Annotated in this window: 20 protein-coding genes and 1 riboswitch; of the genes, 12 read left to right on the top strand and 8 right to left on the bottom strand. The window is 60.0% G+C overall.

Going from position 1 to position 23,014, the window contains the following annotated elements:
• From IE111_RS02565 to IE111_RS02545, 5 genes are all read left to right on the top strand, one after another.
• A partial coding sequence (locus IE111_RS02565) for an amino acid ABC transporter substrate-binding protein (RefSeq protein ID WP_229805153.1) occupies positions 1 to 879 on the top strand: 879 nt, incomplete at its 5' end.
• Between the two features lie 135 nt (positions 880 to 1,014).
• A complete protein-coding gene (locus IE111_RS02560) occupies positions 1,015 to 2,205 on the top strand; it encodes an amino acid ABC transporter permease (RefSeq protein ID WP_189606910.1) in 1,191 nt (396 codons plus the stop codon).
• A gap of 1 nt (position 2,206) precedes the next feature.
• On the top strand, positions 2,207 to 3,295 hold the full coding sequence (locus IE111_RS02555; protein ID WP_189606909.1) for an amino acid ABC transporter permease: 1,089 nt from the start codon (positions 2,207 to 2,209) through the stop codon (positions 3,293 to 3,295).
• 15 nt (positions 3,296 to 3,310) lie between these two features.
• Positions 3,311 to 4,075 carry an amino acid ABC transporter ATP-binding protein gene (locus IE111_RS02550; protein ID WP_189606908.1) on the top strand — a complete coding sequence of 255 codons (765 nt, stop codon included), beginning with the start codon at positions 3,311 to 3,313 and terminating at the stop codon, positions 4,073 to 4,075.
• 61 nt (positions 4,076 to 4,136) lie between these two features.
• On the top strand, positions 4,137 to 4,910 hold the full coding sequence (locus tag IE111_RS02545; RefSeq protein ID WP_189606907.1) for a fructosamine kinase family protein: 774 nt from the start codon (positions 4,137 to 4,139) through the stop codon (positions 4,908 to 4,910).
• Between the two features lie 39 nt (positions 4,911 to 4,949).
• On the opposite strand, the gene IE111_RS02540 is transcribed toward IE111_RS02545, so the two are convergent.
• Positions 4,950 to 5,948: a D-cysteine desulfhydrase family protein gene (locus tag IE111_RS02540; protein ID WP_189606906.1), complete on the bottom strand. Its 999-nt coding sequence runs from the start codon at positions 5,946 to 5,948 to the stop codon at positions 4,950 to 4,952.
• A gap of 275 nt (positions 5,949 to 6,223) precedes the next feature.
• On the opposite strand from IE111_RS02540, the gene IE111_RS02535 reads away from it, so the two are divergent.
• The gene (locus tag IE111_RS02535; protein ID WP_189606905.1) at positions 6,224 to 6,988 is read left to right on the top strand and encodes a substrate-binding periplasmic protein; all 765 of its coding nucleotides are present in this window, start codon (positions 6,224 to 6,226) and stop codon (positions 6,986 to 6,988) included.
• A 181-nt stretch (positions 6,989 to 7,169) separates the two neighbouring features.
• On the opposite strand, the gene IE111_RS02530 is transcribed toward IE111_RS02535, so the two are convergent.
• The gene (locus IE111_RS02530; RefSeq protein ID WP_189606904.1) at positions 7,170 to 7,736 is read right to left on the bottom strand and encodes a DJ-1 family glyoxalase III; all 567 of its coding nucleotides are present in this window, start codon (positions 7,734 to 7,736) and stop codon (positions 7,170 to 7,172) included.
• 439 nt (positions 7,737 to 8,175) lie between these two features.
• Here IE111_RS02530 and leuS point away from each other — a divergent pair, with 439 nt between their 5' ends.
• The 3 genes from leuS (at position 8,176) to holA (ending at position 12,441) form a co-directional block, all read left to right on the top strand.
• The gene (gene leuS, locus IE111_RS02525; RefSeq protein WP_189606903.1) at positions 8,176 to 10,758 is read left to right on the top strand and encodes a leucine--tRNA ligase; all 2,583 of its coding nucleotides are present in this window, start codon (positions 8,176 to 8,178) and stop codon (positions 10,756 to 10,758) included.
• Positions 10,759 to 10,870: 112 nt separating this feature from the next.
• Positions 10,871 to 11,416, top strand: coding sequence for an LPS-assembly lipoprotein LptE (locus tag IE111_RS02520; RefSeq protein ID WP_189606902.1), 546 nt, complete (start codon positions 10,871 to 10,873; stop codon positions 11,414 to 11,416).
• Positions 11,413 to 12,441: a DNA polymerase III subunit delta gene (gene holA / locus IE111_RS02515; protein ID WP_189606901.1), complete on the top strand. Its 1,029-nt coding sequence runs from the start codon at positions 11,413 to 11,415 to the stop codon at positions 12,439 to 12,441. The genes IE111_RS02520 and holA overlap by 4 nt, the downstream gene beginning before the upstream one ends.
• On the opposite strand, the gene IE111_RS02510 is transcribed toward holA, so the two are convergent.
• Positions 12,442 to 13,323, bottom strand: coding sequence for an energy transducer TonB (locus IE111_RS02510; RefSeq protein ID WP_189606900.1), 882 nt, complete (start codon positions 13,321 to 13,323; stop codon positions 12,442 to 12,444). It lies immediately after the preceding gene.
• Between the two features lie 50 nt (positions 13,324 to 13,373).
• A riboswitch (cobalamin riboswitch) is annotated at positions 13,374 to 13,602 on the top strand.
• A gap of 116 nt (positions 13,603 to 13,718) precedes the next feature.
• On the opposite strand from IE111_RS02510, the gene IE111_RS02505 reads away from it, so the two are divergent.
• Both IE111_RS02505 and IE111_RS02500 read left to right on the top strand, forming a co-directional pair.
• On the top strand, positions 13,719 to 15,569 hold the full coding sequence (locus IE111_RS02505) for a TonB-dependent receptor plug domain-containing protein (protein WP_189606899.1): 1,851 nt from the start codon (positions 13,719 to 13,721) through the stop codon (positions 15,567 to 15,569).
• 8 nt (positions 15,570 to 15,577) lie between these two features.
• Entirely contained in the window at positions 15,578 to 16,837 is a 1,260-nt protein-coding gene (locus tag IE111_RS02500) for a hypothetical protein (protein ID WP_189606898.1), read from the top strand.
• Between the two features lie 41 nt (positions 16,838 to 16,878).
• Here the strand turns inward: IE111_RS02500 and IE111_RS02495 are convergent, their stop codons facing one another.
• From IE111_RS02495 to IE111_RS02485, 3 genes are all read right to left on the bottom strand, one after another.
• The gene (locus tag IE111_RS02495) at positions 16,879 to 17,406 is read right to left on the bottom strand and encodes a GrpB family protein (RefSeq protein WP_189606897.1); all 528 of its coding nucleotides are present in this window, start codon (positions 17,404 to 17,406) and stop codon (positions 16,879 to 16,881) included.
• Between the two features lie 94 nt (positions 17,407 to 17,500).
• Complete coding sequence (locus IE111_RS02490) at positions 17,501 to 17,974, bottom strand: Dps family protein (RefSeq protein WP_189606896.1); 474 nt, start codon at positions 17,972 to 17,974, stop codon at positions 17,501 to 17,503.
• 138 nt (positions 17,975 to 18,112) lie between these two features.
• Entirely contained in the window at positions 18,113 to 18,991 is an 879-nt protein-coding gene (locus IE111_RS02485; protein WP_189606895.1) for a LysR family transcriptional regulator ArgP, read from the bottom strand.
• Between the two features lie 95 nt (positions 18,992 to 19,086).
• Between IE111_RS02485 and IE111_RS02480 the strand changes: the two genes are divergently transcribed.
• Positions 19,087 to 19,683, top strand: coding sequence for a LysE/ArgO family amino acid transporter (locus IE111_RS02480; RefSeq protein ID WP_189606894.1), 597 nt, complete (start codon positions 19,087 to 19,089; stop codon positions 19,681 to 19,683).
• A 22-nt stretch (positions 19,684 to 19,705) separates the two neighbouring features.
• Here the strand turns inward: IE111_RS02480 and IE111_RS02475 are convergent, their stop codons facing one another.
• Positions 19,706 to 19,969 (bottom strand): hypothetical protein, encoded by a 264-nt coding sequence (locus IE111_RS02475; RefSeq protein WP_189606893.1) that lies wholly within the window; start codon positions 19,967 to 19,969, stop codon positions 19,706 to 19,708.
• Positions 19,970 to 20,241: 272 nt separating this feature from the next.
• A complete protein-coding gene (acnA, locus tag IE111_RS02470) occupies positions 20,242 to 22,992 on the bottom strand; it encodes an aconitate hydratase AcnA (protein ID WP_189606892.1) in 2,751 nt (916 codons plus the stop codon).
• Positions 22,993 to 23,014 lie beyond the last annotated feature (22 nt).

The following is a 23,014-nucleotide window of genomic DNA, read 5'->3' as shown; positions in this document are numbered from 1 at the left end:
GGCTTCTCCGCCGCCACCGGCGGTGAATGGGAAGGTCTGGACGTGGACGTCTGCCGCGCCGTGGCCGCCGCCATGTTCGGCGACGCCGACGCCGTTCGCTTCACTCCGCTGACCGCCGCCCAGCGCTTTACCGCGTTGCAGTCCGGCGAAGTCGACGTGCTGTCCCGGAACACCACCTGGACCACCACGCGCGACACCAGCCTGGGCCTGAACTTCGCCGGTATCAACTACTACGACGGTCAGGGCTTCATGGTGCGTAAGGACCTGGGTGTCACCAGCGCCAAGCAGTTGAGCGGTGCCGCCATCTGCGTCGAGCCGGGTACCACCACCGAGCTGAACCTGGCGGACTACTTCCGCGCCAACAACATGGACTTCGAGCCGGTGGTTATCGAAAACACCACCGAAGTGACCGCGGCCTTCTTCTCCGGTCGTTGCGACGTCTACACCACGGATGCCTCCGGTCTGGCGTCGGCGCGTAACGTCTCCGCCGAGAACCCGGAAGACTACGTGATCCTGCCGGAAATCATCTCCAAGGAACCGCTGGGCCCTGTGGTCCGTCACGGTGACGACGAGTGGCTGGACATCGTCAAATGGTCGCACATCGCCATGATCCAGGCTGAAGAGTTCGGCATCACGTCCGACAATGTCGACGACATGATGGACACCGACAACCCGGGCATCAAGCGCTTCCTGGGCGTCACGCCGGGCATGGGTGAAGCTCTGGGTCTGGACGAGAAGTGGGCTTACAACATCGTTAAGCAGGTGGGTAACTACGGTGAATCCTACCAGCGTAACGTCACCGAGAAGCTGGGTCTGGAGCGTGGTCTGAACGCGCTGTGGACCGACGGTGGCCTGATGTACGCCTTCCCGATCCGTTAAAGACGGGCAGCAAACGGAAAGGCCCTTCGGGGCCTTTCCCCTTCGCCCGGTCTTTGGATTGCGTGACATCACAGCGGTGCCATCGTGCATCGACCCGGGCGGTACTGTGGCTAAACTTTCACGGAGATCCGGGGAATGAGTTCAACACAGTCTTCCTCCAGCGGTACCCAACCTTTACTGGCACTGATCTACGATAAAACCTTCCGCTCCATTCTCTATCAGGTTCTGGTGTTCGGCGGCGTCTTTCTGCTGGGCTGGTATCTGGTCAACAACACCCTAACCAACCTCGAACAACAGGACATCGCCACCGGTTTCGGCTTTCTCGAACGCGAGGCCTCCTTCGGCATCAGCGAAAGTGTCATCGAATACTCTCCGGCGGACACCTACGGTCGCGCCCTGGTGGTCGGCATCCTCAATACCGTCAAAGTCTCCGCCCTGGGTATTTTCCTCGCCACCATCCTGGGCACCCTGATCGGTATCGGGCTGGTGTCGCCGAACTGGTTATTGCGCTTTATGGGCAAAACCTACATCGAAACCTTCCGCAACGTCCCCTTGTTGCTGCAACTGTTCTTTTGGTATTCCGTCGTCACCAATGCGTTTCCGGGCCCCCGACAGGCGTTGAACCCTATGGCCGGTGTCTTCGCGTCCAATCGTGGGCTTTATCTTCCGGTACCGGCGGACCATCCCGCCTGGACGGCGGCGCTGATCGCCTTGATTCTGGGGTTGATCGGCGCTTTTCTGGTCCGCAAATGGGCGCTGAAACGACTGGAAGCCACCGGCGAGGTTTTCCCCTACCTCAGCGCCGGCATCGGTGTCGCCATCGGTCTGCCGATCCTGGCCTGGCTGGTATTCGGTGCGCCGACAGAGATGAACACACCCTCGTTGCAAGGGTTCAACTTCCAAGGCGGTATCAGTCTCTCGCCCGAATTCTTCACCTTGTTGCTGGGGCTGACGATCTACACCGCGACCTACATCGCCGAGATCGTACGTTCCGGTATTCAGTCGGTGCCCAAGGGGCAGAGCGAAGCCGCCACCTCCCTGGGCCTGAAGCCGAGTTGGGTCATGCGCCTGATCATCCTGCCGCAGGCCTTGCGCGTCATCATTCCACCGATGACCAACCAGTACCTCAACCTGACCAAGAACAGTTCACTGGCGGTGGCCATCGGGTATCCGGATCTGGTCTCGATCTCCAACACCACGATGAACCAGACCGGCCAGGCGGTCGAAGCGGTGACGATCTTCATGACCATCTATCTCAGCATCAGTCTGCTGATCTCGTTCTTCATGAACTGGTACAACAAGCGCATGGCGCTGGTGGAGCGTTGAGATGACGAATTTGATCCCGAACCAGAACCGTCCCACCACCGGCTCCGCCACGCATCGCAGTTGGCGCTGGGTGCGCGAGAATCTGTTCTCCACGCCGTTGAATTCGGTCATCACCATATTCTGCCTCTACATCATCTGGCAGGTGTTGAGTACCGTCGTGGGCTGGGCGCTGATCAATGCCAGTTTTGCCTCAACCAAAGACGCCTGCGAAGCCGTCAGCGGTGCCTGCTGGGCCTATGTCCATCAAAACTATCGCTTCGTGCTCTTCGGCACCTACCCGCTCGATGAACAATGGCGCTCCGTCCTGGGGTCCGTGATGCTGATCGTGGGGATGCTGGTCAGCATGAACCGCCGGTTCTGGAGCCCCTGGCTCGCGCTGGCCTGGCTGGTCTGGCTGGCGCTGCTCTACATCATTCTGGCGGGCGACGTCTTCGGTCTGACCCGGGTCGACAGCGCGCAATGGGGCGGTTTGACCCTGACGCTGCTGCTGGCCGTGGTCGGCATCGGTTTCGCGGCACCCCTGGCTCTGTTGCTGGCACTGGGGCGGCGTTCCGAGATGCCTTTCGTTAAAGTGGTGTGTGTGGTCTTCATCGAAGTCTTCCGCGGCGTACCGCTGATTTCGGTGCTGATCATGGCCTCGGTCATGTTCCCGCTGTTCCTGCCTGAAGGCGTGACCATCAACAAGCTCCTGCGCGCCCAGGTCGGCATCATCTTCTTCCAGGCGGCTTACCTCGCCGAGGTGTTTCGCGGCGGGATGCAGGCCATCCCGTCCGGGCAATATGAAGCGGCCGATTCGCTCGGGCTCGGTTATTGGCAGAAGATGGGCAAGATCATTCTGCCCCAGGCGTTGCGACTGGTGATTCCGCCGACCATGAGCACCTTTATTTCCCTGCTCAAGGACACCTCGCTGGTGGTCATTATCGGCCTGTTCGATCTGCTGGGGGCAACCAAGTCCGCGATCAACGACCCGGCCTGGCGCCAGCAATTCATCGAGGGCTATGTGTTCATCGCCCTGATCTTTTTCTGTTTCTGTTTCTTCATGTCTCGCTACAGCCTGCACCTGGATCGCGAACTGAAGAGAGGCATGTAACCCGAGGAGTTCAGCATGAGTGAACAAAACCGACTGTCCGACCGTGAATCGGTGATCCAGGTCACCAACATGAACAAATGGTTCGGCGACTTTCACGTCCTGCGCGACATCAACCTGGACGTGAAACAGGGCGAACGCATCGTGATTTGCGGGCCTTCCGGGTCCGGCAAATCGACCATGATCCGCTGTTTCAACCGACTGGAGGAACACCAGCAGGGCAACGTCATCGTCAACGGTGTCGAGCTGACCGACAACGTCAAGAACATCGAAGTGATCCGCAAGGATGTCGGCATGGTGTTCCAGCACTTCAATCTGTTCCCGCACCTGACGGTGATCCAGAACCTGACACTGGCGCCGATGTTCGTGCTCAAACATCCGAAGAGGGAAGCCGAGGAAACGGCGATGAAGTACCTGGAACGGGTCAAAATCGCCGAGCAGGCGCAGAAATATCCGGGCCAACTCTCCGGCGGCCAGCAACAGCGTGTCGCCATTGCCCGCTCCCTGTGCATGAACCCCAAGGTCATGTTGTTCGACGAACCGACCTCGGCACTCGACCCGGAAATGATCAAGGAAGTGCTCGATGTCATGGTCGAACTGGCCGAAGAGGGCATGACCATGTTGTGCGTGACGCACGAGATGGGCTTTGCCAAACTGGTCGCCGACCGCGTGATCTTCATGGACGCCGGTCAGATCATCGAGCAGAACGAGCCGAATGAATTCTTCGACAATCCGAAGAACGACCGGACCAAACTCTTCCTCAGTCAGATTCTGGGGCATTGATCTTCAAGGAGGCCCCGCGACGGTCCGCCGACCGTTCCGGGGCGTGTCGGCCCAACCTGTTATGAATTCAACCCAGACATTGACCTTGCCGGACGGGCGCAAGGCACTTCAAAAGACCAACCACACCGCACCGGCCGGTTTCTTCGAAGCCGAGGCGGCGGGGCTGAGTGCGCTCGCGGACAGCGATTTTCGGATACCGGAGGTCATCGACGTAACCGACCGGAGCATTGTAATGGAGTACATCGAATCCGGTCGTCCCGACGCCGCGGCCTGGGAGGCCGCCGGCGAGGCGCTGGCGCGGTTGCATCGGCACTCACGGGATGAGTTCGGTTTTCACTGCGATACTTACTGCGGCGATTCCCACCAGGATAACCGCTGCCAGCGGGACGGTTTCCGGTTCTACCGCGAGCAGCGCTACGGACCGCAAATCCGTCGGGCCCGCGACGCCGGTCTGGTCGACCGGCACGAGGTCACGCAATTGGAGCGCATCGCCGAGCGCTTGCGGGACTGGGTGCCGGAGCAGGAACCGGCTCTGCTTCACGGTGACTTGTGGTCGGGGAACCTGATGTTCGACGAGCGGAAACGCCCGGTTCTAATCGACCCGGCGAGCTACCAGGGCTGGCCCGAGGCGGACCTGGCCATGACGCACGCGTTCGGTGGGTTCGATAAGCGGTTTTACCAAGCCTATGAGTCCGTGAACCCATTACCGGCCGGGTTCAGCGAACGGGTAGAGTTGTACAACCTGTACCACTGGCTGAACCACCTGAATCTGTTCGGTGGGATGTACCACGGCCAGGTGGCGGAGGGTATCCGTAGATTTGGCTCAGCATCCTGAATAAGTAGGGTGGGCACTGCCCACCATTAACGACCCGACCTACCCGACCAATACCGATTCATACGCAAACAACGCCGGCGCCCCACCGGTGTGTAAAAACAACACCCGCTCATCCGGGCTGATTTTTCCCAACCGGTAGTAATCGATCAATCCATTCATCGCCTTCCCGGTATACACCGGATCCAGCAAAATCCCCTCCTGTTCGGCCACCACCCGAACCGCCTGGCGCATGCCATCGGTGGCGACCCCGTAACCCGGGCCGACATAGCCGCCATCGGTCACGACCCGATCGCGGTAATCCAGCGGTGAACGATCCAGGGACTGATGCAGCCGCTGCGTCAGATCCAGCACCAGGGTGTGCTGGTCTTCCGTACTGCGGCTGACGCAAAAACCGAGAATCTCCGCGTTCACGTCATACAGCCGGGCGCCAACCAACAAACCGGCCTGGGTACCGGCACTGCCGGTGGCGAGCACGATGCGGTCGAATTCCACATCGGCGTCGTACTGCCACTGGGCGATTTCCTCCATGCAGCGCACATACCCCAGCGAACCGATCTCGTTGGAACCGCCGACGGGCACCACATAGGGCACCTCGCCCGCGTCCCGGTGCGCCTGGGCGCGTTGTTGCAGCAGCGCGTCCAGATCCTCGCCGGCCTGGGCCCGCGTGACGGCGGCGCCGAACAAATGATCCAGCAACACGTTGCCGCTGTGGTCGTACAGGGACTCGGGCGTACCGGCCACCGGTTCCAGCACCAGTTCGCACTGCAGCCCCAGCCGGGCCGCCGCAGCGGCCGTCTGGCGCGCGTGATTACTTTGCAGACCGCCCACCGTCAGCACCACGGTGGCGCCCTGATTCCGGGCATCCGCCATCAGGTATTCCAGCTTGCGGGTCTTGTTACCGCCCAGCCCCAGACCGGTGCAGTCATCGCGTTTGATGTAGAGATGCCGGGTACCCACCTGTTCACCCAGGCGATCCATCCGCTCAATGGGTGTCGGCGCATGCGCCAGAGAGAGACGGGGAATATCAGCTATGGCCATGTAACTATCGAACTATATTGCGAGCGTTAACGAAACTCTGTCGGATTTTCGCCAACAGGGCAAGCGTGTCCGCCCGCCGTCGACGGTTTACCGGCGCATATCGCGGCTGAGGGAGTTCAATTGAGAACTGGTCGACATAAATAGTGAGAAACGGCTACCGGTTGGGTAGCGATGCAGGCAGAATGCGTCGTCTTAAAAATAAGTCGATCGGTGACCCCGGGGCGCCCGAACCGCCTCCGAAACGGTCACACTACTGTCAGAGGAGATGTCCCACCATGCGATCCCGGGTGTTGAAATGGGTTCTGTTGTTGACCGTAAGTACCGCCGCCCTGGCCGAGAACCCATCGATGCGAATCGGCTGGGAAGACTGGCTGCCCTACCAATACCGTGACACCGCCGGCGAACTCACCGGGCTCGACATCGAACTAATGAACGCCATCGCCGAACGCGCCGGCTACAACCTCTTCTGGCACAAACTGGCCTGGAAAAAACACCTTTGGGAAGTCGCCGCCGGCAGCATCGACATCGCCCCCGGCGCCTCCAAAACGCCCGAGCGCGAAGAATACGCCCACTTCTCCGTACCCTACCGCACCGAACCGGTCAGCCTGATCACCGTCAAGGAAGCCAGCATCTCCGACCTGAACCGCGACACCCTGCTCTCGCTGCTCGACCGCGGCTTCACCATCGGCTACGTCACCGGCTACTCCTACGCCCCCTGGGTCAACGAACTGATCGACGCCGGCACCCCCGGCCTCAAAGCCGCCAAGAGCGAAGAATACCTCTCCGGCGCCCTGCTCGACGGCATCTTCGACGGCTTCTTCGCCGACGCCTTCTCCGCCGTCGCCAACCTCAAGGAAGCCCGCGAACAGCGCGGCGGCGACCAACTGATCTACACCTACACCCTCGAAGAAGCCGACATATACATGATGTTCAGCAAATTCGCCGTCGGCACCGACGTCGTCGACCGCTTCAACCAGACCATCACCGCCATGCACAACGACGGCAGTATCGACCGCATCGTCGCAGGTTACCTACAGTAGGGCAGATTCCCTCGGGGCTCGTCGGCATCGCGAGTCCCAGGTAGGGTGGGTCGGTCCGACGTTTCGGCTGCCCACCAAGAATGGTGCGTGTCGGCCTCCCTTTCATGGTGGGCGATGCCCACCCTACGAGTTCCAATGCGGGCTGATAGCATAGAATCACCAACCGTTATAATGCCTGAGCCTACCGGCCGCCAATCCCCGGCCGCTGCAGCGGGCCCTCCACCTCCTTGCGATGCGCCTTATTCCACAACGTCTCGATCAGCAGCAGTGTGAAATCCATCGCCACACCCGGCCCCTTCGCCGTAATCAGATGCCCGTCCACCTCCATCGGATTCTCCGTCACCGTCGTACTGGCCGGCGCCAACCCATCCAGCGCCGACGGAAAACACGTCACCGTCCGGTTCTCCAACACACCGGCCGCCGCCAACGCACGCGGCGCCGCACAGATCGCCGCCACCCAGCGACCGGCCTCAAACTGATTCTTCACCATATCCCGCAACACCGCGCTTTCCGCCAGATGATCCGCCCCCGGCCGGCCACCGGGCAACGCAATCATATCGAAGGTATCGTTCTTCACACACTCCAACACCGTATCCGGCAACATCCGCGCACCCCGACCGGCGGTCACCTCGCCCGGTTTCAACCCGGCGCGAACCACCTCGGCTCCGGCACGGACCAGCAGATCGGTAATGGTGATGGCTTCCAGATCCTCGCAGCCATCGGCGAGGGGGACGAGTACGCGTTTCATTGAAGCCTCCTATTGTTAAGAAACGGAATACAATGACCGGGAGCGGTATCCGGTTGTCAGATTACGCGCTGACGCGCTAATTCGACCTACTCATTCAGGAATAGGAAATGACGCCAAGCCACCGTTGGCCAGCGCCGGGTGCCGGGTAGACCTATTCGGGGATGTCGGCCGCCAGGACGGCGGCCGTCAAGCCCCCATGGACGGGTTCATGGCGACCCCGAATAGGTCTACCCGGCAGCCGGTGCGGGTTCCCGCCGCCATAGAATTTAGCCCAGGATCCAAATTACGCCTCTGTCCCAAGGCTTTGGGTGCAGTCGTTCAAATTCAACGCCCTGGCAGGATAGTCGAAATCCAGTCGCCGGTCGGTTATCCTGTGTCACCCGGGCTCCGCCCGGCACCCGTGACCTTTTCACCACTCTCACAACCGAACAGGAAACCGATGGACGCTACGTATTCCCCGGCCGCCATTGAGCGCCAAGTGCAGGACACCTGGAACGAAAAGCAGGTCTTCAAGGCCAAAGTCGACCCCGGTAAAGAGAAATTCTACTGCCTGTCGATGCTACCGTACCCCAGCGGCCGACTGCACATGGGCCACGTGCGTAACTACACCATCGGCGACGTCATCAGCCGCTACCAGCGCATGCTCGGCAAAAACGTCCTTCAACCCATGGGCTGGGACGCCTTCGGCATGCCCGCCGAAAACGCCGCCATCCAGAACGGCGTCGCCCCGGCCAAATGGACGTTCGAAAACATCGACTACATGCGCCAGCAGCTGAAAATGCTGGGCTTCGCCTACGACTGGGACCGCGAAGTCACCACCTGTACGCCCGAATACTACAAATGGGAACAGTGGTTCTTCACCCGCCTGGTCGAGAAAGACCTCGCCTACAAGAAAACCTCCGCCGTCAACTGGTGCCCGGTCGACCAGACCGTCCTCGCCAACGAACAGGTTCACGACGGCTGCTGCTGGCGCTGCGACACCCCGGTCGAGCGCAAGGAAATGGACCAGTGGTTCATCAAAACCACCGCCTACGCCAAAGAACTGCTCGAATCGCTCGACAACCTGCCCGGCTGGCCGGACGAAGTGAAGGCCATGCAGCGCAACTGGATCGGCCGCAGCCAGGGCGTGAACCTGACCTTCCGGGTCAAGGACAGCGACGAGGTCCTCGAGGTCTACACCACCCGTCCGGACACCCTCTACGGCGTCACCTACGTCGCCGTGGCGCCCCAGCACCCGCTGGCTGCCCAGGCCGCCAAAAGCGATACCGCTTTGGCCGCCTTCATCGAAGAATGCAACCACATGACCACCAGCGAAGCCGACATGGCGGTTATGGAGAAGAAGGGGCAACCGACCGGATTCACCGCCATCCACCCGCTGACCGGCGAGGAAATCCCCGTCTGGTCCGCCAACTTCGTACTCATGGACTACGGCCACGGCGCCGTCATGGCCGTGCCCGGCCACGACCAGCGCGACTGGGAATTCGCCACCAAATACAAACTGCCGATCCAGCAGGTGATCAAGCCGACCGACGACAGCGAGACCGAGCTCGACCTGGCCAAAGAAGCCTTCGTCGAAAAAGGCATTGTGGTCAACTCCGGGGAATTCGACGGCCTGAGTTCCGAAGAAGCCTTCATCAAAATCGCCGAGCGCCTGAACAAAGAAGGCAAGGGCGAAGTGACCACCAACTACCGCCTGCGTGACTGGGGCGTCAGCCGCCAGCGCTATTGGGGCGCACCGGTACCCATGGTCTACGTCGACGGCGAAGCCCGACCGGCGCCGGAATTCCCGGTGGTGTTGCCGACCGATGTCACTTTCGACGGCATCAGCTCGCCGATCAAGAACAACCCCGAATTTGAAGACATCACCGTCGACGGCAAGCCGGCCAAGCGCGATACCGACACCTTCGATACCTTCATGGAGTCGAGCTGGTACTACGCCCGCTACACCACGCCACATCATGACGACGGCATGCTGGAACCGAAAGAGGCCAACTACTGGCTGCCGGTCGACCAGTACATCGGCGGCATCGAGCACGCCACCATGCACCTGATGTACTCGCGCTTCTTCCACAAGGCGATGCGCGACGAAGGTCTGGTCGATTCCGATGAGCCCTTCACCAACCTGCTGTGTCAGGGCATGGTGCTGGCTGAAACCTGGTACAAGGAAGTCGGCGAACATGGCCGGGAGTGGATTTCGCCCACGGACGTCGAAGCCGAGCGCGACGACAAGGGCAAGGTGATTGGCGGCCGCCAGATCTCGACCGGCGAACCGGTCATCTACGCCGGTATGGCCAAGATGTCCAAGTCCAAGAACAACGGCAAAGACCCGCAACAGGCGATCGAGGAATACGGCGCCGACACCGTGCGACTGTTCTCCATGTTCGCCGCACCGCCGGAGCAGACGCTCGAGTGGACCGAATCCGGTGTCCAGGGCGCGCAGAAGTTCCTGCAGCGTCTGTGGCGGGCGGTTCACACCCTGGTGGACGGCGGCGACATTCCGCTGCTGGACGTCGATACACTGAACGACGACCAGAAAGCCCTGCGCCGCAAGACGCACGAAACCATCGTCGGCGTCACCGCCGATTTCGGCGAGCGCAAAACCTTCAACACCGCCATCGCCAAGGTGATGGAACTGCTGAATGCCGTGAACCGCTTCGAGGGCGACGACGCCCAGGACCGCGCCGTGGTCAAGGAAGCCTTGCAAACCGCCGTTCTGGTACTGGCACCCATCGCCCCGCACGTCACCCAGGCGCTGTGGAACGAACTGGGCCACGACGGCCTGGTGCTGGATGTCGCCTGGCCGAAGGCGGACGAATCCGCTCTGGTCAAGGACACCCTGGAATACGTCGTTCAGGTCAACGGTAAGGTGCGTGGCCGGGTCACCGTGCCGGCCGGTGCCGACAAGGAGACCGTCGAAGCCGCCGCCCGGGGCGACGAGAACGTTCAGCGCTTCATCGCCGACGCCCCCATTCGCAAGGTGATCGTCGTGCCCAACAAGCTGGTGAACATCGTTGCCAAGTAACGGGATGAATCTGCGTTACAGGTTAGCGCTGGCTGCCGGGTTGATCCAGGCGGGGATGTCGGCGCGCAGGACGCGCGCCGTCAAGCCCCCAGGGAAGGGTTCATGGCGAGCGATGTGTCGCACCACCCGACTGGATCAACCCGGTGGCCAGTGCGGGTTCTGGCTACTGCGCCTTGGGAGCCTGATGGTCGCCGTCGGCTTGCTGGCCGGCTGTGGCTACCAGTTGAAAGGCCAGTTCAGTTTCGCCGAAGGGCTCAGCCCGATGGTCTGGCAGGAAGACGTGGATGCCGAAGATCTCTACTACACCATGCGGGACACCTTCGCCCTCTATGGTCTGGTGCTCGGTACCCGTCCGGCCGACACTCTGGTGCGCGTCCACAGCCTGCAAACCAGTGACGTCGAACTGAGCGATGCGAACGTACTCGGCCTGGAAGTCACCTGGAGTCTGGTCAACGCCTATGGCGTGTCGGTGATCTCCTATCGCAGCACCCGGGTCGAAACGCGTTTGTCACTGAGCCCGGAAGTCGACGAGGACGAGGCCCGCGCCGAGCGCTTCGGCTATCTGCGCAACCGCATCGCCCTGCGCGTTCTCGACCAGCTCGAAGCCTTGAGCGACGAAGAACTGAACCGCACGCCCGAGGACACCCCGGCCGAATGAAACTCTCGCTGCAGCAATTGGATAAACAACTGTCACAGGGTTTGCCGTCCATCATCTGGATCAGCGGCGACGAACCCCTGTTGGTGCTTGAAGCCGCCGACCGGGTGCGGGCCGCCGCCCGTAACGCCGGCATCTCGGAGCGTCAGGTGTTCCACGCCGACAATCAGTTCGACTGGAACCAGCTGACCGACGCCAACCAGTCGATGTCCCTGTTCGGCGACCGGGAGATCCTCGAATTGCGCCTGCCCGGCAAGCTGAACGACGAAGGCCGCAAGACCCTGGTCGCCTACGCCGAGTCCGCCAACCCGGACAACCTGCTGATGATCGTTTCCGATCGCATCGAAGCGGCCCAGTCCAAAGCCAAGTGGTTCGGCAAGGTCACCGACGCCGGTTGGTGGGTCCCGGTCTGGCCGATCGAACGCCATCAGTTGCCCGCCTGGCTGCGCCAGCGCCTGCAACAACAGGGCTTGACCATCGACGACGATGCCCTGGCCTTGCTCGCCGACCGGGTCGACGGCAACCTCCTGGCCGCGCGTCAGGAAATCGACAAACTGTTGTTGATGAACGAAGGCGACAACACCGCCATCAGTCTCGATACCGTTATCCAGTCCGTCGCCGACAGCGCCCGTTTCGACATCTTCGATCTATCCGACGCCTTCCTGAGTGGCGACCTGGCCCGCAGCCAGCGCGTCCTCTCCGGTCTCGCCGCCGAGGGCATCGAAGCACCCATCGTGCTTTGGGTGCTGGCGCGGGAACTGCGCCACCTGGTGCAACTGTCCGAAGCTCAGGCTCAAGGCCAGATCCTGGCCGGTGTATTCAAGCGGCTGCGCATCTTCGACAAACGGCAGGGGCCCTATCAAACCGCCCTGAGGCGCGCACCGGGCGCGCACTGGCAACGCTGCCTGATCCGCTGCGGCGAGATCGACGCCACCATCAAGGGACGCCGCGAAGGCAACCCCTGGCACAAGTTGAGTGTGTTGGTGAGCGAAGTGGCGCAGCCGGGGTTGGTGCCGGCGGAGTTCTGATCAACGCAGGCGGAACTGCACCGGTATTCGCACCCACTCTTCCCGATTACCGGGTGCGCGGTACTGCCATTCCAGGGCCTGGCTCAACGCGCTTTCATCCAGCGACGCATGGCCCGAGCTCTCCAGGATCTCGGCGTTGTCCAACCTTCCCTGTTCATTGACCCGACCACGAATGATCACTGTTCCCTGTTGGCGACGCCGTTTGGCCAGCGCTGGATAATCAAGATCCGGCGCGTTCAGCGGCTGAACCAGTGGGAGGGCCTGCGTCGCCTGGACTTCCCCGGTGGGCATTGGATTCCCGGTCGATGTCGACTCCGGATCCGGTTCGATGGCTGTATCCGAAGGGGTCGACTCCGGGTCGGGCTCGGATACTTCTGGTTCGGTCATCACTTGGGATGCCGGTTCGGAAGAGGTCGATTCGGGCACCGGTTCCTCTGCGCGATGGCTCAGACTTTCCGCTTGCCGATCCGTTTGAGCGTGCGGAGAAGGAGTCGGTTCGGAATCGCTCGTTGTCGATGGTTCCACCGCCGTATCGGTTTCGGTCGATACCACATCCCGATTATCGGTGACCGGTTCTGGCTTGGGCTCTGGTGCGGATGATGACATCGTTTCGGGCTCGGGCTCGGGCTCGGGCTCGGGCTCGGGTTCGGGTTCGGGTTCGGGTTTCGGAGCCGGGTCAGGCGGTGTCGGCGCCTCCGCTGCATCCGTGGCGTTAGCTGATTCGGGACGACTGCGTCCCTGATGGGTTAATTGAAACGGTACCGATGTCGGTGCCGAAGATGTCTGACGTTCCGGCCAGTGCGCTGTCAGCCAAAGCACCAACACCGCGTGGATCAATAACGATAAAACGACACTGAATGACAGTGGCAGGGCGTTTTTCATGGTGGCCTTATTCGGGGAGGTCCGCTTGACTCGCTCGGTGAAACTCATTAGGTTGTACGGCCTGTTCAGGTGACCGTCAAGGTTTAAACGGGAAATTGGTGGTTCGGGTAAGTCCGATCAGTCCAATGCTGCCCCCGCAACGGTGATCAGAGGCGGCCTAATAGGCCGAGAAGCCGTGTCGAATACCCACTGAGTCAAAGGCTCGGGAAGGGGACCGGTATTCAGCAACGTCCTTGCTCCTCTGTCAGCCCGGATACCGGCCTGAAGTAATTTGCTGTGCACGGTGGGTGCTGTTCCGAATGCGATATCGACCTTGTTTCAGGCTGTTGCCGTTATCCCTGTTGGCTGCCAGTGTTGTCTCTCTTGCCGAAGAGAACACGGGTTCGGAAACAGTATTGTCGCCCGTTCTCGTCGAAGACACCCTACCTCCCGCCTTTCAAACCTATCCCGAGTTGTCCACCGGTCAGGTCACCGTCATCGGGCGTGATGCCTTTCAGGCCGACCATCACAGCGTCGCCGACGTTTTGGAAATTACGCCCGGTGTGCAGATTCAATCGACCGGCGAGTTGGGCAGTTACTCGACACTGTCGGTACGCGGAGCGACCGGACAACAATCCCTGGTTTTTGTCGATGGTATTTTACTGACCGGTTCGGGCGGCGGTTCGGCGGACCTGGGCCAGATTCCGCTGGATCAGGTCGAATCCATCGAGATTTACCGAACCGCCGCCCCGCCTCAGTTTTCTCAGGATGCCATGGGCGGTGTGATCAACATTGTCACGCGCGAGGACTCGCAGGATGGATCCCGAACCCAAATGGGAGTAAAGCTCGGCAGCTTCGGCTTGCGTGAAGCGCGCGGCGCTCACCATTGGACATGGGGCGGTGCTCGACTGAACATCCGTGCGTCGGCATTGAGTGCCGAAAATGACTTTCCGTTTCTCTACGATGCCGGTACGCCCGATGTATCCGAAGATGATGTCGAACAGCGTCGCAACAACGCCGATTACGAACGTTACTCGGCATCGGCCGATGTGACACGACAGGTCGGCCATCATCAATGGCTGGCTGCCGTCAATGGACAATGGTCGACCAAATCGCTACCCGCCTGGAACAACAATGACGTTCAGGATACCTATTACCGGGAACGGAAAATGGGAGGCAGTTTGGCGTGGTCGGCCACTGGAATGGCGGACGGCCGCCTGGATCAATCGATTCGGTATCGGGCTAACTCTCATGAAGGGCATCTGAACGACCCCGCTTCCATCATCGGTCTGAACCAAAACGACAGCTATGACTCTATGACCGATCAGCGTTTGCAGCATTTGGGTGCCTGGTACTGGGGGACGCACATCACAACCCTGGTCAATGAAGCATCCCATGCAGACCTGAGCTTTAAGGACAAGATTACTGATCGTGGGTATCAGTACGATGAATGGACCTGGCTGACCTCTTTGACTGATGAATGGGTTTTGATGTCGGACCGTCTCAGCCTGACAGGAACGGTGAGAAGTCTGTCCAATCTGGACGATACCCAATTATGGGGTGGGTTGTTGGGGGTTCGATATCAATTAACCGATGAATGGACCCTGAAAGCCAATGTCAGCCAGACATTTCGGCAACCGTCGCTGTTTGAGCGATATGGAGATCAGGGATATTTTCAAGGCAACGAAGAGCTGGTGCCCGAGACCGGACAATTGGTGGAAGGTTCGATTGAATACCAGCGCAGCGATCTTGAAGGCGCACTAACGGTCTATAACCGTTATGCCTTCGACAACATCGCACCGGTATACGATTCACAAGGTGTCGGACGCTACGTCAATATCGGCCAGGTTCAGTATCAGGGTGTGGAATGGGATCTCAAATGGCGAATCCACAGTTGGACCCTGTCACAGCAAGGCGCCTATCAGCCGAGCCTGATTACATCGCCCGTCGTCTCCTACGATGGAAACCAGGCACCCGGGTATTACCGCTGGTCCCATCAGTCCCGGATCACGGCCGATTGGAACCCCTGGCGACTTCATGGCGAATGGCGCTTTGAAAACGGGCTTTTCTACGATCGCGCCAACTCCACCCAGGCACCGCAACGTTCAGAGTTCGACATCGGCTTGAGGCGATTCTGGCAGTGGCGATCTTTACAGCAAACCGTCGAAGTGAGCGTGATCAATGCGTTTGACAACCGCTCGATGGACATCAGCCGAAAACCCCTGCCGGGACGTCAATTTGTAGCCGGCTATTCCCTGACCTTTTAGGAGTTACCATGAATAAGCTTGCACTGAGTGTGCCTTTTGCCGCTTTGTCTCTCGCCGGATGCATCAATGGCGCGGATGGCGAGTCCGACATCTCCACTAATACGTTCGATGTAGGAGAAATGATTGCCGATACGGATCGCACTGTCGTGGTCGCAACGGCAAGTCCGGACTACTCCACCTCGGACGTGGCGTTCATTCGAAGCGCAACCGATGGTTCCGCTTATGTGTCCGAAAATGCACTGGCGACAACCTCTCCTAACGATATTGGCATTTCAGTCTATAGCGATTCCCTGTATCGCTCAGGGCGTTTTGGATTCGACAATTTGACCAAGTACAGTCTCAGCTTCGGTTTTGTTCCGACCCAAGAATGGCAATACTCAGTTACTGAAGGCGATGCCTCCGCGAATCCATACAAGGTGGTTTTTGAGAGCGAAAGTCGAGCCTTTATCGTTCAGTATGGTCTGCCCAATATGTGGGTTATCGATCCATCCGTCAGTGACAGCGGAGAAACCGGCTTTAAACTGGGAGAAATCGATCTGTCAGCCTATGCTCACGCCGATACCAACGGCACACCGGGCATGACGGACGCGCTGATCGCTGACGGCAAACTCTATGTCTTGATGGATCGTCTTAATGCCGACTTCAGTGCGACCGAGCATTCCTATCTGGCGGTGATCGATCTGGCTACGCTGGAAGAAATCGATACCGGGAAGGGTGCGGGTGACCTGAAAGGGATTGATCTGGGGATAAAAAATGCGGGCAATATCGACTTGCACGACAACACCCTGTATATCGCCGGCCAGGGTAATTCGGCCTTTGGCGCGACAGCGGGCAAATATGACGGCGGCATTGTCACGGTCGATACGTCAAGCTATGCGACATCCATGTTGGTCGATGACGGTGATGACGCCAGTCACCCCTATGGACAAATCCAGAAAGTGGAAGTGGTCAACGACAACCAGGCCTTTTTCGTAGGCCGTGCAAATTGGGGGGACGATACGCTGTACCACTTCAATCCGACTCAAGCCAATCCGGCGGGTTCAGCGGTCAGCGATATTCAGCACCTGAACATTGCCGATATTCAACACGAGGCATTGGATGACAGCGCCGCACGGTACAGTGATCTCGTCTATGTGGCTGTTCAATCCGCCACATCGGATCCGGAATCCCGTGGTCGGATCGACGTGGTCAATGTAGCGGACCAGTCTCTGATTGGAACCCTGGAGTTGATTTATAACCCTACCGATATTGAAGTCATGGATCGGTAAGGTGTTTGTAGCTCCCGATGATTGCGATCATCGGGAGCTCATCACAAGGTGTGTGTTCGATTGGAAAACCAAGCAAGCGCCAGGTATTCATGATGAACGACAAAGTCATTCTTTGCACCGCAATACCCGTCTGAATCAGTGCGGTATTCGTCCGCAATCTTCCGCTTCAGTCGGTCGTACTCATCCGCCACCTCCGGATGCGCGATCAGATAATCCCGAAACGCCAAATGCCGCGTGACATGTTCATCTCCCGCGGGAAAGGCATGCACATGATGGGTTCGCTGGTCACCGCCTTTGCGGTAAAAGCGGCGCCGTTCAATGCCGAATTCGCCCATGACCTCATAGCCCAGCCTTGCCATGGCGCTATCGTACGTGTCCAGCTCCTCCAGATCCCGCACTTCCAGCAAGATATCGATGACTGGCTTCGCCGCTAATCCCGGAACCGAGGTGCTGCCGATGTGATGGACCGCCACCAGGCATTCGCCCAATGTGGACGTCAGTCGTCCTTCCTCATGCCGATACTCGTTTGGCCATTCCGGCCGATAGTCCACCACGTCGATGCGTCTCACAATCCGTCCCTCTAACGTAAAAAAGCCCGGTCTGGGTTCAGACCGGGCGGTTAGGATAGTACAACTGGGAGGGAGGGTTAATCCCGCCGGGCGATTACTCGCCCAGGTAGGACCGATACATCCAAACGGCTTTTTCCTGCTCGCGAATGTAATCGCTCATCAAGGCGGCTGTGCCTTCGTCTTCGGCTTCGGACGCCAGGGCCAGCAGGGAGCGCTGCTTGCCGATCAGCGCCTGGAAGTCTTCCAGGATGTGGCCGATGGCGACGCGGCCGTCGCGGACCTTGGTCTTTTCCTCGATGGACGCCAGCTTGATGTACTCGCTGTAGCTGTGAATCGGCTCGTGGCCGAGCGTCTGAATGCGTTCGGCGACTTCGTCGATCTTGGTCAACAGGTCGGTGTACAACTCCTCGAATTTCACGTGCAGCTCGAAGAAATTGGCGCCCTTGATGTTCCAGTGGAAGCCGCGCGCGTTCATGTAAAACAGTTGATAGTTCGCCAGCAAATCGTTCAGGCCCTTGGCCAACCGTTCAGCACTGGCTGTGTTCAAACCGATCGCATTGGTACTCATGGATGTGCCTCCTTTCGTAGGCATCAATGAATGATGGCTTTATCTTCGTACACTACAGACGTGTGGTCGAATGAAGGGATTTAAACTCCCTCATAGCTTCCCTGTATTGACCTGGATCAAACCATTATCGTTTGCTATTTAATCAGCCGGGCGAAGAATGCGCCGGGCATGACGGGTGACGGACTCGCGCAAGGCGGCCATCGCCGGACTTTCGGTCTGCCAGTAGTGCCAGTACAACGGCACATCCAGGTGATAGCCGGGCTGGATGTCGATCAGATGACCGTCTGCCAGCGCCTCCTCGACCTGAAGTTCCGGCATCATGCCGTAGCCCAAACCAGCCTGCGCCATGAACATGAACCCCGATGATGACGGGCAACGATGCGTACGCCCCGGTTCGGTCAGACCCAGGTCTTTCAGGAATCGATGCTGCAGTCGATCGTCGTGGTTGAAGATCAAACAGGGGGCGTGCAGCAAGGCGTCCCGATGTCGACGCAGGTTGTGGCGCTCGATAAACGCCGGGCTGGCGAGGGCGCGATAGCGCAGCAGGCCTAACGGAATAGCCAGGCTGCCGTTGACCGGTTGTGACTCCGCGCAGATGCAGGCCATGACCTCACCGTTCTTCATGCGGCGCAGACCGATTTCCTGATCCTCCACCACCAGATCGAAATCCATACGCTCGCTCAACGGGCAGTCGGCCAGGGCGCTGGCGAGCCAGGTGTCCATGGTGTCGGCGTTTACGGTCAGCCGGACCGCCATGGATGAATCAGAATCGGTGTCGTCGATCAGCCCGTGTTCCAGTTGCCGGACCTGTTGCAGGTGGTTGAGCAATCGGCGTCCCAGGTCCGTCGCCCGCGGCGGGGTGGTGCGCAGCAACACCGGCTGACCCAGACGGTGTTCCAACTGCCGGATGCGTTGGCTCACCGCGCTCTGGGTCAGATAAAGCCGGTTCGCGGCGCGTTCGAACCCGCCGGTCTCGATGACGGCGGACAGGGCTTCCAGCAAACGATAGTCGAGCATAAGAATCTCTAATGAAGCATGAAAGTTATTCGTTGGATTAATGATAGCGCCGCACTTTAAGGTAACGCCACTGTTTGATTTGGGGAGAAAACAACATGTGGTCGTTCCTGACCGGATTTGGCGTCGCCATCGGCCTGATCGTGGCCATTGGCGCGCAAAACGCCTGGGTGTTGAGCAAGAGCCTGCGTGGCGAGCACCCGGCGGTCATCGCCGTGGTCTGCTTCAGTATCGATGCGGTGTTGATCACGCTCGGCGTATTCGGCCTCAGCACCGTCCAGGCCTGGATTCCGGGACTGGTACCGCTGCTGACTTGGCTGGGTGTCGGCCTGCTGTGTTGGCTGGCGGCCCAGTCTTACTGGCGTGCGTGGCAGGGCAATGGCGGGTTACAGGCCGCTGAAGAGGGAGGTCGAGGCAGTGCCTGGCGCATGGCGGGGCAGGCGATGGTCATTTCGCTGGTCAATCCCCACGTCTATCTCGATACCGTGGTCCTGATCGGCAGTGTCGGCGCCCAACAGGCGGTGCCGGCGTACTACGCTCTCGGCGCCTCGCTGGCGTCGGTGGTCTGGTTTTCCAGCCTGGCGGGGCTGGGCCGACACCTCGGGGGGTGGTTGCGGTCACCGCTGCATTGGCGGGTATTCGATGCGGGAATCGGGTCGGTGATGTTATTGGTGGCGGTGTCGCTGGTGGCGTGAGCGAGGACGTCGGCGGTGGACCTCAGGCGAGGTTCTTGCCGGCGCGGGTGCGGGGTTCGTCGTAGGCGAGCCCAGGGCCTACCCGCTGCTTGCCGTAGAGGGATTCGATGGCGAGATCCAACACCTTGAGGTATTTGAGATCGATGGGGTGTATGTCCAGTCCCCGTCGTTCACATTGAGCGGCCGCATGGGCATGCTTGATGACCATGAAGGGGGTGTGTTCCTGCTCCCGCAGGTACTGGGCGAGGTTGTGTTTCTCGCTGTCGGATAAGCCGTCTATGAACATTGATGTGCGTAAGGACCTGAATGGATGAGAACAGCCTATTATGGGGGAGGAGCGATCCCAAACTCTGTGATGGAATCGTAGTGCAAAGTGTGACGTAGTTCAAATTATTGGCAAAAGTACGTCAAATAAATGACTGCTCGTCACTGGATTAGACGTTTTTGCGGGGGTGATGTCAAAAGTTTTGGTCTGATTTGCGGCGCAGTTCCGGTACGGGAGGTGTGGAAACACGGTCGAACCCCCGCAATTGAACCGGGGTTCGACCGTCCAGGCGGTCAAGCCGCCTCGCCGCCAGCCAGCTCGCGCAGCACATAGTGGAGGATGCCGCCGTGGCGGAAGTACTCCCATTCCACGGCAGTGTCGATGCGGACCTTGACGTCGAACCGGGTCTGTTTGCCGTTGTCGTCGGTCGCGGTCACGCCAAGCGTTTCGGGTTCGCCCTGGACCGGCTCGATGTCGAACGTCTCCTGTCCGGTCAGGCCCAGGCTGTCGATGCTGTCGCCGTCCTTGAACTGCAACGGCAGGACGCCGAAGCCGACCAGGTTGGAGCGGTGAATGCGTTCAAAGCTCTCGGCGATCACCGCTTTCACACCCAGCAGGTTGGTGCCCTTGGCGGCCCAGTCGCGCGACGAGCCGGTGCCGTATTCCTTGCCGGCCAGGACGACCAGCGGTACGCCCTCGTCTTTATACTGCATGGCGGCGTCGAAAATGCTGGTCTGCTTGCCGCTCGGGAAATGCGTGGTCCAGCCGCCTTCGGTGCCCGGCGCCAGCTGGTTGCGCAGGCGCACGTTGGCGAAGGTGCCGCGCAGCATCACTTCGTGGTTGCCCCGGCGCGAGCCATAACTGTTGAAGTCTTTCGGGTCCACGCCCTGGTCCTGCAGGTATTGCCCGGCCGGGCTGTCCGGTTTGATGGCCCCGGCGGGTGAGATGTGGTCCGTGGTGATGGAATCGCCCACCTTGACCAGGCAACGGGCTTTCTCGATCGGCTCCGGATCGTGCGTCGCCATCGTCATGCCGTCGAAATAGGGCGGCTTCTTGACGTAGGTGGAATCCGGCCAGGAGTAGATCTCGTCTTCCGGAACCGGCAGCTTGCGCCAGGCGTCGGTGCCGGAGAAAACGTCCTTGTACTTGTCCTGGTAGAGGCCGGACGACAACGCCTTGGTGACGTGATCGGCGATGGTCTTCTGGCTCGGCCAGATGTCTTTCAGGTAGACCGGTTTGCCGTTTTTATCCTCGCCCAGCGGTTCGTTGATCAGATCGACGCACATGGAGCCGGCCAGGGCATAGGCGACAACCAGCGGTGGCGACGCCAGGTAGTTGGTCGGCACGTCCTGGTGGATGCGGCCTTCGAAGTTCCGGTTGCCGGAGAGCACCGAGGCGACTTTCAGACCGCCGGCACGGATGGCGTTCTGGATCGACGGATGCAACGGGCCGGAGTTGCCGATGCAGGTGGTGCAGCCGAAGCCGACGATGTTGAAACCGAGCGATTCCAGGTCGCCCAACACGCCGGCGTTCTTCAGGTAGGCCGGCACGACTTGTGAACCCGGTGCCAGCGACGTCTTCACCCAGGGTTTGACCGTGAGCCCGAGTTCGTTGGCTTTTTGCGCCATCAGGCCGGCGGCCATCATGACGTCCGGGTTGGAGGTGTTGGTGCAACTGGTGATGGCGGCGATGACCACATCGCCGTGATTGAGAAAGTGCTTCTCGCCGTCCATCTCGAATTCCACGGCACCGCGCTCGTGCAGGTTGGTGTTGTTGACCGCCGTCTGGCCGCCCTCACCGGCGAAGCGCTCCTCGTCCTTCTGAATGCCGTCCCGGGCGAGGATCTGCTCGTCCTCTTCCAGCAGCTTGTAGAATTCGGCTTTGGCGTTTTTCAGCGCGACCCGGTCCTGCGGGCGTTTTGGCCCCGCCAAGCTGGGCTCGACCGTGCCGAGGTCCAGCTCCAGATGGTCGCTGTAATCCGCTTCCACCGCGCCGGTATCCCGCCACAGGCCTTGCTGGCGGGCATAGGCTTCGACCAGATCCAGGTTCTGCTGGTCTCGGCCGCTCAATTCCATGTAGCGCAGGGTTTCCTTGTCGATCGGGAAAATCCCGCAGGTGGCGCCGTATTCCGGCGACATGTTGGCGATGGTGGCCCGGTCCGCCAGCGGCAAATCATCCAGGCCGTCGCCGTAAAACTCGACGAACTTGCCGACCACGCCTTTCTGGCGCAGCATCTGGGTGACTGTCAACACCAGGTCGGTGGCGGTCGCGCCCTCGGGCAGCTTGCCGGTGAATTTGAAGCCTACGACCTGCGGTATCAGCATGGTGATCGCCTGGCCGAGCATGGCCGCTTCGGCCTCGATGCCGCCGACGCCCCAGCCGAGCACGCCCAGGCCGTTGATCATGGTAGTGTGGGAGTCCGTACCCACCAGGGTATCCGGCAGGGCCCAGGTTTCGCCGTCTTTCTCGTACGCCATGACCACTTCGGCCAGATACTCGAGGTTCACCTGGTGCACGATGCCGGTGCCCGGCGGCACCACACGGAAATTGGAGAAGGCCTGCTGACCCCAGCGCAGAAACTGGTAGCGCTCGCTGTTGCGTTCGAATTCCTTGTCGGTGTTTTTCTTCAGTGAGTCGGCATGACCGTAGTAGTCGACCATCACCGAGTGGTCGATGACCAGGTCCACCTGCGAACGCGGGTTGATCAGAGACGGGTCGCTGTCGAGGTTGCGCATGGCCGCGCGCATGGCGGCCAGGTCGACCACGGCCGGTACGCCGGTGAAGTCCTGCAGTACGACGCGCGCTGGTGAAAAGCCGACCTGGTGATGCGGCTTGGCCTTGGGTTGCCATTGGCACAGCGCCTTGATGTCGTCCGCCGTCACGTTCTTGCCGTCTTCCTTACGCAGCAGGTTTTCCAGCAGAATCTTCAGCGAAAACGGCAGTCGGTTCAGATCGTATTGGTCGGCCAGGGCTTGGAGGTTGTAGTAGCGGTAGGATTGCCCCCCTACGTCCAGGGTGTCCAGGGCGTTGAAACTGTTGCTCATAGGTCCTCCTTCTCGAAGCGAA

The sequence above is a fragment of the Saccharospirillum salsuginis genome, from assembly GCF_014651855.1.
Lineage (GTDB): Bacteria > Pseudomonadota > Gammaproteobacteria > Pseudomonadales > Natronospirillaceae > Saccharospirillum > Saccharospirillum salsuginis.
Note: the sequence above shows the minus strand (reverse complement) of the source record. Positions and strands in the feature narration are given on the sequence as shown.